Source organism: Pseudonocardia sp. DR1-2 (assembly GCF_023717215.1).
Classification (GTDB): Bacteria; Actinomycetota; Actinomycetes; order Mycobacteriales; family Pseudonocardiaceae; genus Pseudonocardia; species Pseudonocardia alni.
In genome coordinates, this window is the sequence record NZ_JAMQOF010000010.1 from 1 (window position 1) to 13,412 (window position 13,412).

11 protein-coding genes and 1 tRNA gene are annotated in these 13,412 nt (G+C 76.2%); 3 read left to right on the forward strand and 9 right to left on the reverse strand.

Translation table 11 applies throughout. From position 1 onward, the window contains the following. Nucleotides 1–85: 85 nt before the first annotated feature. The 4 genes from ND486_RS24795 to ND486_RS24810 all read right to left on the reverse strand — a co-directional run bounded on the left by ND486_RS24795 (nucleotide 86) and on the right by ND486_RS24810 (nucleotide 4,094). Nucleotides 86–979, reverse strand: coding sequence for an oxidoreductase (locus tag ND486_RS24795; protein WP_251786802.1), 894 nt, complete (start codon nucleotides 977–979; stop codon nucleotides 86–88). A 79-nt stretch (nucleotides 980–1,058) separates the two neighbouring features. Beyond that, a complete protein-coding gene (locus ND486_RS24800) occupies nucleotides 1,059–2,465 on the reverse strand; it encodes a PepSY-associated TM helix domain-containing protein (protein WP_251786803.1) in 1,407 nt (468 codons plus the stop codon). Continuing rightward, on the reverse strand, nucleotides 2,462–3,277 hold the full coding sequence (locus ND486_RS24805) for a DUF5134 domain-containing protein (RefSeq protein WP_251786804.1): 816 nt from the start codon (nucleotides 3,275–3,277) through the stop codon (nucleotides 2,462–2,464). Before ND486_RS24805 ends, ND486_RS24800 begins: the two co-directional genes overlap by 4 nt. A 211-nt stretch (nucleotides 3,278–3,488) precedes the next feature. Further along, on the reverse strand, nucleotides 3,489–4,094 hold the full coding sequence (locus tag ND486_RS24810; protein ID WP_251786805.1) for a sigma-70 family RNA polymerase sigma factor: 606 nt from the start codon (nucleotides 4,092–4,094) through the stop codon (nucleotides 3,489–3,491). Nucleotides 4,095–4,218: 124 nt separating this feature from the next. Between ND486_RS24810 and ND486_RS24815 the strand changes: the two genes are divergently transcribed. Continuing rightward, entirely contained in the window at nucleotides 4,219–4,878 is a 660-nt protein-coding gene (locus tag ND486_RS24815; RefSeq protein ID WP_251786931.1) for an ATP-binding protein, read from the forward strand. A gap of 25 nt (nucleotides 4,879–4,903) precedes the next feature. Here the strand turns inward: ND486_RS24815 and ND486_RS24820 are convergent, their stop codons facing one another. Beyond that, the gene (locus tag ND486_RS24820) at nucleotides 4,904–6,058 is read right to left on the reverse strand and encodes a DegT/DnrJ/EryC1/StrS aminotransferase family protein (protein WP_251786806.1); all 1,155 of its coding nucleotides are present in this window, start codon (nucleotides 6,056–6,058) and stop codon (nucleotides 4,904–4,906) included. 163 nt (nucleotides 6,059–6,221) lie between these two features. Between ND486_RS24820 and ND486_RS24825 the strand changes: the two genes are divergently transcribed. Continuing rightward, nucleotides 6,222–7,877: an FAD-dependent oxidoreductase gene (locus ND486_RS24825; RefSeq protein ID WP_251786807.1), complete on the forward strand. Its 1,656-nt coding sequence runs from the start codon at nucleotides 6,222–6,224 to the stop codon at nucleotides 7,875–7,877. A gap of 10 nt (nucleotides 7,878–7,887) precedes the next feature. On the opposite strand, the gene ND486_RS24830 is transcribed toward ND486_RS24825, so the two are convergent. From ND486_RS24830 to ND486_RS24840, 3 genes are read right to left on the reverse strand one after another with little or no spacing between them, the layout of a single operon-like run. Beyond that, entirely contained in the window at nucleotides 7,888–9,015 is a 1,128-nt protein-coding gene (locus tag ND486_RS24830; protein ID WP_251786808.1) for a diguanylate cyclase domain-containing protein, read from the reverse strand. A gap of 56 nt (nucleotides 9,016–9,071) precedes the next feature. Continuing rightward, complete coding sequence (locus tag ND486_RS24835; protein WP_251786809.1) at nucleotides 9,072–10,508, reverse strand: MFS transporter; 1,437 nt, start codon at nucleotides 10,506–10,508, stop codon at nucleotides 9,072–9,074. A gap of 51 nt (nucleotides 10,509–10,559) precedes the next feature. Further along, nucleotides 10,560–11,753: an aminotransferase gene (locus tag ND486_RS24840; RefSeq protein ID WP_251786810.1), complete on the reverse strand. Its 1,194-nt coding sequence runs from the start codon at nucleotides 11,751–11,753 to the stop codon at nucleotides 10,560–10,562. 125 nt (nucleotides 11,754–11,878) lie between these two features. On the opposite strand from ND486_RS24840, the gene ND486_RS24845 reads away from it, so the two are divergent. Further along, nucleotides 11,879–13,072 carry an MFS transporter gene (locus ND486_RS24845; protein ID WP_251786811.1) on the forward strand — a complete coding sequence of 398 codons (1,194 nt, stop codon included), beginning with the start codon at nucleotides 11,879–11,881 and terminating at the stop codon, nucleotides 13,070–13,072. A 176-nt stretch (nucleotides 13,073–13,248) separates the two neighbouring features. Here the strand turns inward: ND486_RS24845 and ND486_RS24850 are convergent. Further along, nucleotides 13,249–13,333 (reverse strand) — tRNA-Leu (locus tag ND486_RS24850). Nucleotides 13,334–13,412: the final 79 nt, after the last annotated feature.

Consider the following 13,412-nt stretch of genomic DNA (forward strand, 5'->3'; position numbering starts at 1 on the left):
GGACCCCCCCCCCCGCTCCCAGACTCCCGCCCCCCCGGGGGGGGGGGGGGCCCGGGGGCGCCGGCCCCCCCGCCCCACCGCCTGCTCACAGCGGGTACGTGACCCGGGTCAGCTCCTCGGCGCGCTCCCAGAGCGCCCGCTGCATCCGGCGGTCGTGCGAGGCCGCCGTGGACCCCACCGGCCGCGGGTTGCCGCGTGCCTCGCCGATCCCGTCGGGTCCGATGTAGGCACCGCCCGGCAGATCCGGCACGGTCGCCGCGAACAGTGTCGGCAGCGCGCCCATCGGCGCCGGCTGGGCGACCAGCGGGGTGAACACCGACATGATCGTGTCCTGGAAGGACTCGGTGCGCCCCATGAGGTTGGTGGAGGACAGGCCCGGGTGGGCGGCCATCGACCGCAGCCGCGACCCGGCGGCCACGAACCTGTGCTCCAGCTCGTAGGCGAACATCAGGCAGGCGAGCTTGGACTGGCCGTAGGCGGTCCAGCGCTCGTAGCGGCGGCGCTCGAAGTTCAGGTCGTCGATGCCGATCCGGCCCATCCGGTGGGCGAGGCTGGACAGTGTCACGACACGTTCGGTGATCCGGTCGGCCAGCAGACCGGTCAGCGCGAAGTGGCCGAGGAAGTTGACCCCGAGCTGGGTCTCGAATCCGTCCGCGGTGCGGGAGAACGGCACCGCCATCAGGCCGGCGTTGTTGACCAGGACGTCGGCGGTGCCCTCGAACCCGGCGGCGAACTCGCGGACCGAGGTCAGGTCGGCCAGGTCCAGGCGGCGCACCGACACCGCGCCACCGAGCTCGGAGGCGATCTCCTCGCCGCGCGTGGTGTCCCGTACGGCCAGCACGACACGCGCACCGGCGTGCACCAGGGCCCGGGTGGTCTCCAGCCCGAGGCCGCTGGTGGCGCCGGTGACGATCACGGTCCTGCCCTGCTGGGGCGGGATGTCCGCCGTCGTCCAGGGGGCGGGTGAGGTCCGGAACACGGGGTGACTCCTTCACGGGGAACGGGTGTCCAGGTCTACCCGCTCGGGCCGGGGCCCACCCGCCCGCGCCCCGGACGGGTCAGCCCGCGGGCTCGGCCGCCGTCCGGTCCCGCCGGGCCGCGACCAGGGCGTCGACGAGCAGGAACAGGATCAGCGAGACCCCCAGCACCGGCAGCACCAGCCCGGCCGCCACCGCGGCCAGCCCGACCAGCGCCACCGCGGCGGGGGAGGGCCGCTCCCGGGACCCCGGCGGCCCGGCGGGTCCGCGCGACCCGTCCGGCCGGGTCGGCCTGCGCAGCCACCACATCCGGTAGCCCCACACGACCAGTACGACCACGGCTGACGCGAGGGCGGCGAGCGCGACCAGGTTGACGGTGCCGAACAGCAGGCCCATGTGCGCGTCGATGCCCCAGCGGGCGAGCTTCGCCGCGACCGGCCAGTCCGCGAAGGCGAGCCGGTCGGTGATCGTCCCGGTCGCCGGGTCCACGGCGACGGAGTCCTGCTGCGACGGCCAGCTGCGCACCGTCTGCTGGACCGTCCAGGCCTCCCCGGGCTCGCCCGGGGTGAGCTCGACCGGTCCGGAGAGGCCGTCGGCGCGCGCGGCGTCCAGGACCCGCTGGGCGACGGCCGGGACCGCCCGCGGGGCCACCGGTGCCGTCGCGGCACCCGTCACGGGCGCGGCCGCGTCGCCACCGGCCGCGGGCAGCGTGCTGCTGACCGACGGCGTCGTCCAGTCCAGGGCGGTGCGCAGCGCGCCCACGTTGGCGCCGGCGAACTGGGACCAGGTCAGGCCGGTCGCGGCGAGGAACAGGAACCCGACGGAGGCCCAGACGCCCACCGCGCCGTGCCAGGACCGCAGCCGCGACCGCGACGACCCACCGGTCCGCGGCAGCAGCCGCTCCCGGCGTCGTCGTACCCGGCGGGTCACCTGCACCACGAGGCCGGACAGGGTGAGCACGGCCAGCCAGGACGCCGCGAGCTCGGTGTAGACCTGCCCGGGGGCGCCCAGCAGCAGCGAGCGGTGCAGGTTGTCGATCACGCCGCGGGCGGGGAGCCACTCGGCGTAGGTGTCGAGGGTGGCCCGCACCTGCGCGGTGTACGGGTCGACGAACACGGTGCGGCTGTAGCTCTCGGGCAGGTCGGCGTCGAACGACACCCGTGTCGTCGCGCCGGGCTCGCGCGACGGCCGGATCTCGGTGACGGGCAGGCCGGGCTGGGTCGCGACGGCCGCCTCGACCTGCCGGGACAGCGGGAGCTCCGGGCCGCTGACCGGGGCGGTCAGCGCGTCCGCGTACATCCAGCGCTCGATCGGCGGCGACAGCGTGTAGAGCAGGCCTGTCAGTGCCGCGACCAGCAGGAACGGGCCGACGAACAGCCCCGCGTAGAAGTGGATCCGGGTGATGAGGCTCTTCAGGCCCCGGAACAGCGGGGGCCGCTCCGGCGGCGGGACGGGCGCCCCGGACCGGGTGTCGAGGCCGGCGCTCACCAGCCCGCCACCATCGCGGCGAGCATGACGACCATGCCGACGCTCATCGCGGCGTGGCAGGCGGCGTCGGAGCGGGCGCCGAGCCGGCCAGCCGGCCGCGCGGGCGCCCCGACCCGCTCGGCGAGCGCGGTGGTCGTCCCCGCCGCCCCGTCCGGCGCCGGCTGTGCGGCCTGCGGGGTCGCCGCGGGGTCGTCGCAGTCGCAGACCGCCGGGTCGGTCGCCTCGGCGGCCGTCGCCGCGTCGTCGGGGGTCAGCGGGTCCCCGGCGTCGCGGTCGTGGCTCAGCGCGCGGGCACCCCAGTACCCGGCGGCGGCCAGCAGCACCGCGCACAGCGCCACGGTCACCGTGACCGCCCACCCGGCCGGGCCCGCGGCGTGGGCCGTCCCGGACATGTCCATGGTGTCGCCGCCGTGGTGGGCGTGGGCACCGCCACCGCCCGCGGCCGCCACCGGTGAGGACATGATCAGCGGCATCGCGGCGAGCATCCAGACCATCGCCGCGGCCATCAGCGCGTGCGCCGCGCCCGCGACCCGCCCCGAGGGGCCGCAGGGCACCCCGCGCGACGCGGTGACCAGGAAGAACACGCCCAGCACGCCGAACAGGACGATCTGGGTCCACAGCCCGGCGCTGCCGTACCAGGTCCAGGTCATGACGACCATCGCCGCGCTCATCAGCAGGTGCGCGAGCTCCGCGGTGCGGTGGGCGGCGGAGCGGCGATCCGAGACCGCGGCGGCCCAGCGGGCCAGCGCGTAGAACCCGGTGGCGGCGAACACCGCCGTCAGGGCCCAGGCCAGCGGCGACGACGAGATCACAGGTACTCCTCGGGGGCGGGGGAGGTGCGGGGGCGCACGCCGGAAGTGGTCGCCGGCGGGGCCCGTCCGGTTCCCGCCCGTACCGGTCCGGTGGGTGCGACGCCGGTCACTCCCGTCGTGACCGTCGGACCGCGGTGGTCGGATCGCGGTGGTCGGACCGCGGTGGTCGGGCGGCGGCGGCCCGGTGGGACGCGTCGGGTGCGGCGCGGTCTCAGGGGCGGGCGGCGCGCCGGACGCCGGGCGCGGCCGCCCCGGCGGTCGTGGTCCCGGTCCCGTCCTCGCCGAGCGCGCGCAGCAGGTCCTCGCGGGCCCGGGCGACCCGGGACCGGATGGTGCCGACCGGGCAGCCGCAGACCTGTGCGGCCTCGGCGTAGCCCAGGTCCAGGACCTGGGTCAGGACGAACGCCTCACGGCGGTCGTCGGGCAGCGCGTCGACCAGTGTCCGCAGCAGGACGGCCTCCTGCGCACCGGTGCGCGGTACCGCGCGCTCCAGCACCTCCTGGGTGTCCTCGCCCAGGTCCCGCACGCGGGGCCGGCGGACCGCGGTGCGCACCGCGTCGACGGCGACCCGGCGGGCGACCGACAGCAGCCAGGTGCGGGCGGTGGAGCGGCCCGCGAACGAGGGCAGCGACCGCAGGGCACGCAGGAACGTCTCCTGGGCGAGGTCCTCGGCGTCGTCGCGGCCGGCGAGGTGGACGAGGAAGCGGTGGACGTCGACCTGGGTCGCCCGCACGAACTCCGCGAGCGCGGCGGTGTCACCGGCACCCGCGGCCAACGCCCACGCCGTCACGGTGGCGTCGTCGTGGCGTTCGGGCACGCCGGTCACGGTAGCCGTCGGCCGTGCGGGGCAGAAGCCCGACCCGGTCACCGTCCGCTCCGTGGGAGCACGGTGTGTGACCGGATCGATGCTGTCCGGACGCTACCGTCGCAGGGTGTCCGACATGTGGGTCAGCTGGTCCGGGGGCAAGGACGCGGCGACGGCGCTGGCCGCCGCGCGGCGGGCCGGAGCGCGGGTGACCGGGCTGCTCAGCACCGTCACGGCCGGGCCCGGTGGCGCGGAGATCGCGGTGCACGGCGTGGGGGCCGCGCTCGTCGCCGCCCAGGCCGACGCGCTGGGCCTGCCGCTGCACCGGGTGGAGCTGCCGCCGTCGTGCCCGGACCGGGAGTACCGGGCCCGGCTGCGGGCCGCGCTCGCGCCGGCCGCCGCGTCCGGTGTCACGGGGCTGGTGCACGGCGACCTGGCGCTGGCCGACGTCCGTGCCTTCCGCGAGGAGGTCCTCGACGGCACCGGGGTCACCGGGGTGTTCCCGCTGTGGGGCGGGGCGACCGGTGCGCTGGCCACCGGGATGCTCGACGCCGGGCTGCGGGCGGTCGTCGTCGCCGTCGACCCGGGCCGGGTCCCCGCGCGGCTCGCCGGGGCCGCGTTCGACGCGGAGTTCCTGGCCGCGCTGCCACCGGGGGTGGACCCGTGCGGGGAGAACGGCGAGTTCCACACCTTCGTCACCGGCGGGCCGGGGTTCGCCCACGACGTGCCGGTCGCGGTCACCGGCACCGTCGCCCGCGACGGCCACGTACAGGCCGTGCTGGCCCCGGCCCGCTGAGACCGGGCCGGGGCCGCCGGGCGGCTCAGCCCGCGGTGCGGGAGGCGAGCAGCCGGAACGCCGGCGTCGGCAGCTCGGGGGCGAGGTCGACCACGCAGGTCCGGGCCAGGATCTCCAGGGTGCGCGGGCAGGCGCCGGGGCCGTGGTCGATCTCGGTGCCGTTCGCCGCGTACGGGTCGAACCCGGGGTGCAGCGGGTTGCGGGCCCGCAGCGAGCGCCAGTTCGTGTAGACGTGCCGGCCGGTGTCGATGAGCCGGTGCACCCCGCGGCGGGTACCGAACTCCGCCGCCGCCTCGGGGGACGGGAAGGCCAGCGCCAGCCCGGCGGCGTGCGCCGGGTCGTGGTGCGGCACCGGCTCCAGGTCGCGCCCGATCCGGTCCGACAGTGCCGACAGCATGATGTCGCGGTGCCGCCCGCGCCGCGCGATCTGCGCACGCAGGCCGGCCAGCTGCGGACGCAGCACCGCCGCGGACAGCTCGGGCATCCGCAGGTTGACCCCGACGATCAGGTCCGCGTCGGCCCCGGCGAATCCGGCGCGTTCGTAGCTGCCCACGTCGTGGTACATCGACGCCCGCTCGAACAGCTTCGGGTCCCGGGTGACCAGGGCGCCGCCCTCGCCGGAGCGGATGTTCTTGTGCTGGTTGAAGCTGAAGGCGCCGGCGTGGCCGATCGACCCGGCCGGGCGCCCCCGGTACGTGACGCCGATGGCCTGGCAGGCGTCCTCGATCACGACGAGGTCGTGGGCGGCCGCGACGTCCATGATCGCGTCCATGTCGGCGACGTGGTTGAGCATGTGCACCGGCAGCACCGCCCGGCTGCGCGGGGTGATCCGGTCCTTGAGGTCGGCCGGGTCCATCGTGAGCGAGTCGTCGACCTCGACCAGGACCGGCACGGCGCCGACGGCGAGTGCCGCGGCGGCCGTCGACACCCAGGTGTAGGCGGGGACGAGCACCTCGTCGCCGGGGCCGACCCCGGCACCGACGAGTGCCGCGACCAGGGCGCTGGTGCCGCTGTTGACGGCCAGTGCGTGCGGGGTCCCGAGGAACCCGGCGAGCTCGGACTCGAACCGTGCGACCTCCGAGCGGTCGCCGCCGGTGAAGCGGCCCAGCTCCCCGCGCCCGAGGACCCGGACCGTCGCGGCCATCCCCCGTGCGGTCGTCGCCATGGCGGCGAGTCCCATACCGTGCTCCTCCGGATGCGAACCGTGTGAACCGGACACGACGGTACCGGGCGGGTCGGCACGCCCCGGGAAGGGAGGGTGGGAGCAGCCACAGCGTCCTCACAGCCGAGCCGGGGCACCATCGGTGGCAGTACCGCACCACGTTCGGAAGGAACCGCCCTCCATGCTCATCGACACCCGGCGCGCGCTCCCCGGCTCCATCTTCGAGGCCGAGGTCTGCGTGATCGGCAGCGGTCCGGCCGGGGCCGCCGCCGCGACCGAGCTGGCCGACCGCGGCCTGCGCGTCGTCGTCCTGGAGGGTGGCGGCCCGGGTCTGAGCCGCACCGCCCGCGACACCTACCGGGGCATCACCGGGCGGGGCAAGCACGACCCGGTCGACGCCGTCCGGCAGAAGCGCCTCGGCGGCACCTCCCTGGTGTGGGGCGGACGCTGCGCTCCGCTCGACGACGTCGACTTCTCCGACCGCGAGTGGATGCCCGGTGCCACGTGGCCGATCCGGCACGAGGAGCTGCGCGCCTGGTACCCGGCCGCCCAGCGGCACCTCGACGCCGGCGCCTGCGAGTACTCGGCCCCGGAGTCGGGCTTCCCGGCCGGCCCGCCCGGGATCCACAGCGACACCCTGCGCTGGGACGACCTGTGGCGCTGGAGCCCGCCGACGTCGTTCGCGCCGACGGTGGAGAACATGGCGAAGGCGGGGCGGATCCGGCTGTTCCTGCACGCCACCGTCGCCCGTCTGGAGCGCGACCCGGTGTCGGGCACCGCGACCGAGGCCGTCGTCGTCCCGCGGCCGGGATGCGACATCCGGATCCGGGCGCGGCACTTCGTCGTCGCGGCGGGGGGCCTGGAGTCGGTCCGGATCCTGCTCGCCTCCGACGGCTACGGCGGCACCGGGACCGGAGCCGGGATCGGCGACGAGTACGGCCAGGTCGGGCGGCACTACATGACCCACCCGGTGGGCGAGGTGGGGCGGCTGCGGCTGACCACGGCCGGGCGCACGCTGGGCCTGGGCTATCTGCCCACCGACGACGGCGTCTACGCCCGCCGGATGCTCTCGCTGTCCCCGCAGGTCCAGGCCGACCACCGGCTGGGCAACCTGAAGGCGGCGCTGTGGTTCGCCGACCCGAAGGACGCCGAGCACGGCGACGCGCTGCTGTCGACGTTCGCACTGACCTACTGGGGCCTGGGCAAGCTCCGCACCGGGTTCAAGGCCGCCGGGACGCACGCCCAGTACAGCCACACCACCGACATCGGCCACCACGTGCGCAACGTCGCCGCCGACCCGCTGCGGGTGGCACGCTTCGCCCGCGGGTGGGCCCGGCCGCGGATCACCGGGGAGCGGCGGGTGCCGTCGTTCATGCCGCTGGACTCCGCGCACTGCCGGCTGCGGTTCGACGCCGAGCAGACCCCCGACCCGGCGAACCGGGTCACGCTCGACCGCGAGCGCGATGCGCTGGGCCAGCACCGGCTGCGGGTCGACTACCGGGTCTCCTCCGGTGACCGGGAGGCGATCGTGACGTCGCTGTCCCTGATCGGCAAGGAGCTGGAGCGGACCGGGCTCGCCCACGTCGACCTGTCCGACGTGGAGCGCGTGCACGACATGGACATGACCGACGGCACCCACCAGATGGGGCTGCTGCGCATGTCGGACTCGCCGCGCACCGGCGTCGTGGACCCGGAGTGCCGGGTGCACGGCACGCCGAACGTGCACGTCGCCTCCAGTGCGGTGTTCCCGTCGGCCGGGGCGGTCGGGCCGACGCTGGCGCTGGTCGCGCTGGCCTGCCGGACCGCGGAGCTGATCGCGGCCGACGTCCGGGGCTGAACCCGCGCGGTCAGCCGCGCAGCAGCGTGACGCCGGTCCCGGCGTCGTCGAGCGCCGCCCACATCTCCTCGAGGGGAAGTGGGCGGTGCCGGGTCCGGGTGATCACCGCGTGCGACGGCGTCGGGACGAACGGGAACACCGCCGCCAGCCCGGCGACGGTCTCGCAGAGCCGCTGGGCGGCCGCGGCCAGGGACCGGACGTCGGCGCCGGGCAGCAGGAGGAGGAACTCCTCGCGCCCGACGCGCACCGGCCGCCCGGCGGACCCGACCTGCCCGGTGAGCAGCCGGGCGATCCCGCGGAGCACCGCGGTCTCGGCACGGAACCCGTGCCGCCGGGTCATCGACCCCAGCCCCTGCACCCGCAGCAGCACCAGGCCCAGCGGCAGGGTGCCCGGCGCGGACCCGTCGAGCCAGCGGTCCAGGAACGCCCGGGTCGGCAGCCCGCTGCGCGGGTCGCGCTCGGCGCCGGGTTCGAGCTCGTCGAGCCGGGTCTGCGCGGCGTCGGCGCGGCGGCGTTCCAGCGACAGCTCACGGGCGAGGGTGTCCGCGGCGGCGTCGTAACGGTGGTCGGTGGCCGTGCCGGGGATGGGGACGACCCGGGAGAGCACCTCGTCGAGGCCGCCGGTGTGCCGTGAGCCGAGCCGCGCGCCGAGCTGGTGACGCAGCCGCAGCAGCTCGGAGTGGGCGTCGGCGTGGCGGAAGGACCAGCGGGCGGAGAACAGCCTGCCCCGCTCCAGCGAGCGCGCCGCCCCGTCGACGGCCTCCAGGTCGTGGGCGACGACGGTCGCCCCGGACCGCGGTGTCAGGACGGTGACGCTCCACTCGCGGGCCGCGTCCTCGCCGTCGGTGAGCCGGATGTGCCCGAGGCCGTCGGGGAGCCCGTCGGGGGCGTCGCCGACGGTGGCGACGACGGCGCCGTCCCCGCAGACGGCGGCGAGCCGGTCCCAGACGCCGAGCGCCGGCCGGAGGTACTCCGACCGCTGGACGAGTCCGACGACCGCCATCGGCCGGTCCCGGGACGGGGCGAGGGCGAACTCCTCGATCGCCAGGGCGAGCGCGTCGAGCAGCGGCTTCGTGACGGTGCGTGAGGGGCGGTGCGCGACGCCGGGCATGATTGCGGAGTCCCCGGCACTGATCACTCACGCCTCACTCATTTGCAGTAACGCTTGTCACAAAGTTATACGTGCGTGAACGGTTAAGCGGTTGCCTGTGTGATGCGAGTCTCGGTCTTTCCCCGTAACAGTGCGGCGGCAAGTACCGCACTGATCACGAGGAGTGATGCCCCGATCCACATGGCGCTCGTGAACCCCGGCCCGAACGAGGCCGGGTCGGCCGGGGCGTCCCCGCGGATCCCCGCGATCGCGGGCACGGCCGCCACCGCGAGCAGGCCCGCCGCCCGCGCGATCGCGTTGTTGACCCCCGACGCGACGCCCGCGTGCCGGTCCGCCGCCGCGTCGAGCACCGCCGTGGTCAGCGGCGCGACGGCCGCGGACAGCCCCAGCCCGACCAGCGCCGTCGCCGGGAGCACGTCGGTGAGCCAGGTCGCGCCGGGCCCGATCCGCGACGCCAGCAGCATCCCGGCCGCGGCCAGCAGCAGCCCGCCGGTGACCAGCGGCGCCGGGCCCGTGCGCGTCGCGAGCCGCCCGGCGCGGGCCGACAGCAGCAGCATGAGCACGGTGACCGGCAGGGTCGCGGTCCCCGCCAGCAACGGGGAGAACCCGGCCACGATCTGCAGCTGCACGGCGAGCAGCACGAACAGCAGCCCCAGCGCCGCATAGACGGCGACGGTCACGACGTTCGCGCCGGTGAACCGGCGCCCGTCCCCGGCGTCGCCGGTGCCGGTGAACAGCTCCGGTGGCACCAGCGGGGACCGGCTGCGCCGTTCGACCAGCGCGAACGCCACGAGTGCCGCCACTCCGGCGAGGCCCGCGCCCCACACCTGCAGCCCGGGCGATGCACCGGCGCCGGCCGCCGTCCCGGCCCAGGTCAGCAACGCCAGCCCGGCGACCGCGAGCACGCTGCCCGGGACGTCGAGCCGGTGCGCGGCGTCGGGGTCACGCGACTCGGGCACGTGCCGCACCGCCACCGCGACGACGACCGCCGCGAGCGGCAGGTTGATCAGGAACACCGCCCGCCACGACCACTCCACGAGCGTCCCGCCGACGAACGGACCCAGCGCCCCCGCGACCCCGCCGAGCCCGGACCAGGCCCCGATCGCCGCCGCCCGGTCCGCCCCGTGGAACGACGCCGAGATCAGGGCCAGGCTGCCCGGGGTCAGCAGCGCCCCGCCCACCCCCTGCAGGGCCCGGGCCGCGGCGAGCACCTCGACGCTCGGCGCCAGCCCGCACAGCAGCGAGGCCAGCGCGAACCAGACCGCCCCGGTCACGAAGATCCGCCGCCTGCCGAACCGGTCGCCCAGCGAGCCGCCGAGCAGGATCAGCCCGGCCAGGGTCAGCGTGTAGCCGTTGACCGTCCACTGGAGACCGGCGAATCCGGCGCCGAGGTCCTCGGCGATGCGGGGCAGGGCGATCGTGACGACGGTGTTGTCGAGCATCGCCATGCCCGAGCCGAGCACGCAGGCCGTGATGACCCAACGGCCGGCCGCGGTGCCGGTGCGCAGTCCGGTGTCCATGGTCGGCGAACACCGGGATGTGCTGGTCTCTTCCGCCGCCGGGCCTCGGGGTCAGCCGGTGACCACCCCCGCCCGCCGCCCGGCCTCGGTGAGCCGCTCGGCCAGCAGCGCCGCGGCCGCCTCGTCCACCCGCCCCACCGACAGCCGCAGCATCTGCCGGTCGTCGGGCAGGAACGCGGTGCCGGGGATGGTCAGGGTGTCGTGGTCGAGCAGCAGCGTCCGGACGACGTCGAGGGTCGGGCGGTCCGGGAACGGATGGCGCACCCAGGCGAAGAACCCGCCGAGGGCGGCGACCTCGAACCCACCCGGCCGGTCGGCGAGTGCCGCACCGACCCACTCCCGCCGCCGGGCGATCTCCGCGACCCGGTCGGCCCGCCACGCCCCGGCGCGGGTGAGCCCGGCCACCGCGGCCTCCTGCCCGGTCCGCGGTGCGCAGATGGCGATGCAGTCGAGCAGCTTGAGCACCTGGCGTCGCAGCTCGGGGCCCGAGATCACCGATCCGACCCGGTACGCCGGGATGGCCAGGTCCTTGGAGTAGGAGTGCAGGCCGACCACGGTCGAACGCCACGCCGGGTCGGCGAACAGCGTGTGCGACGGCTCGGTCGTGTCCGGGCGGAACGAGCGGTAGGTCTCGTCGAGGACGAGCGCGATGTCGTGGCGCCGGGCCAGCTCGGCGAACGCGGTGATCTCCTCGGGCGGGACCGTCACCCCGCTCGGGTTCCCCGGGGTGACCAGCACGATCGCCCGGGTCCGCGGGGTGAGGAGCGCCTCGGCGTCGGCGGCGCGCGGGACCAGGTCGGCGTCGGGCTCCAGGTACACCGGCGTGACGCCGCGCATCCGCAGCCACATGTCGTGGTTGAAGTAGTAGGGCAGCGGCGAGATCACCTCGTCGCCCGGACCGGCGAGCGCGTCGGCGACCACGGCGAACGCCTGGTTGCAGCCCGCGGTGACCACGACGTCGTCGGGGGTGAGGTCCCCGCCGTGCTCGCGGGCCAGCTCGTCGGCGATCGCCCGCCGCAGCGGCGGGATGCCCGGCACCGGCGCGTAGCCGGACAGGCGGGGGTCCCGTGCGACCTCGACGACGCGCTCGACGACCTCGGGTGCCGGCGGGTACGGCGGCGCGGCCTGCGACAGGTCCAGCAACGGGTGCGTCGCGTTCCGCGCCGGGTCCCGCTCGCCGGCCAGCGCGAGGGCCGCACCGATGGGGGAGTCGCTGCCGGCCGCCGTCGTGGGGTCGAGTCGCACCGTGGGATGCCGCCTTCCGGGTCGTCCTGCGTCGGTCCTGCGGTCCGATCGTCGCCGACGCGGCCCGGGGCGGTCCAGCGACCCTCGGGATACGGTCGCCGCACGAGGCGTTGCGAGGTGGCACGGTGGTCGAGGTCCGCACGGCGCCCGGCGCGGGGTTCCGCCGCCGGGTCCTGCTCGTCCTGTGCCTCACCGAGATCACCAGCTGGGGCGTCCTCTACTACGCGTTCCCGGTGCTCGCGCCGTCGATCTCGGCGGACACCGGCTGGTCGGTGAGCGCGGTGACCGGCGCGTTCTCCGCGGGCCTCGGGGTGTCCGCGCTGGCCGGGATCGTCGTCGGACGGCTGCTGGACCGGTGGGGCCCGCGCTGGGTGATGACGGCCGGATCGCTGCTGGGGGTGCCCGCCGTCGTCGGGATCGCGGCCGCGCCGTCCTGGCCGTGGTTCCTCGTCGCGTGGCTGGTCGCGGGGCTCGCGCAGTCCGCGACGCTGTATCCGCCCGCGTTCGCGGCGCTGACCCGCTGGTGGGGGAGCGACCGGGTGCGCGCGCTGACCGGGCTCACCCTGGCCGGCGGCCTGGCCAGCACGGTGTTCGCGCCGCTGTCGGCGGCGCTGCTGGGCGGGTTCGGCTGGCGCGGCACCTACCTGGTGCTCGCCGTCGTCCTGCTGGTCGTGACGGTCCCCGCGCACCTGCTCGGGCTGCGCGGCCCGTGGCCGGAGGCACCCGTCCCGCCCGAGCACGCCGACCCGGGCGCGATTGCGCGCAGCCGCCCGTTCCTGCTGACCGTGGCCGCGGTGTTCCTCGGCACGTTCTGCGGGTTCGCGGTCGCGGTGAACCAGGTGCCGCTGCTCATCGAGCGGGGACTCGACGTACAGACGGCGGCCTGGGCGCTCGGGCTCGGCGGGGTCGGGCAGGTCGCCGGGCGGGCCCTCTACACCCGAGCCGTGGGACGGCTGGCCCCACCGGCACGGGCGGTGCTCGTCCTGGCGGCGCTGGCCGCGTCGACCGCGCTGCTGGGACTGCTGCCCGGCCCGGCGTGGCTGCTGGTCGGCGCGGCGGTGCTGACCGGTGCGGCCCGCGGGATCACGACGCTGCTGCAGGCCACAGCGGTGTCGGACCGGTGGCCGTCGCGGTTCTACGGGCGGCTCGGCGGGCTGCTGTCGGCGCCCGCGACGGTGGCGGTGGCGGTCTCGCCGTGGGCCGGCGCGGCGCTGGCCGGGCCGCTCGGGGGCTACCCGCAGTTGTTCGCGGTGCTCGCCGGGGCCGCGGCGGTGGGGGCGGTGCTGGCCGTCGGCACCCGGGTCCGTGATCCGCGCTGACCCGGCTGCGGGGCCGTGCCCGTCCCCCGGGACCTGCCGCCGGTGGTGGCGCGCCGTCGCCTGTCCCGCCCGCCCGGCGACGACCACGGCGCGCCGATCCACCCTCACGGGTGGGCGACGGGCCCGGAACGCACGAAACCGGCCACGGAGGACCGTGACCGGTTTCGGAGGATGTGTGTCCGAGGGGGGACTTGAACCCCCACCCCCTTATACGGGGACTAGCACCTCAAGCTAGCGCGTCTGCCATTCCGCCACTCGGACGTCGCGATCTCTCGATCGCGTCGTGGGGGAAGCATAGCCGAGGCCCACGGCCGGGTTGCGGCGGGGTCGGCACGCGTCG

Coding starts and splice junctions, on each gene's coding strand:
- ND486_RS24815 (WP_251786931.1), top strand. CDS start 4,219: ATGTGGGTCAGCTGGTCCGGGGGCAAGGACGCGGCGACGGCGCTGGCC.
- ND486_RS24820 (WP_251786806.1), bottom strand. CDS start 6,058: ATGGGACTCGCCGCCATGGCGACGACCGCACGGGGGATGGCCGCGACG.
- ND486_RS24825 (WP_251786807.1), top strand. CDS start 6,222: ATGCTCATCGACACCCGGCGCGCGCTCCCCGGCTCCATCTTCGAGGCC.
- ND486_RS24835 (WP_251786809.1), bottom strand. CDS start 10,508: ATGGACACCGGACTGCGCACCGGCACCGCGGCCGGCCGTTGGGTCATC.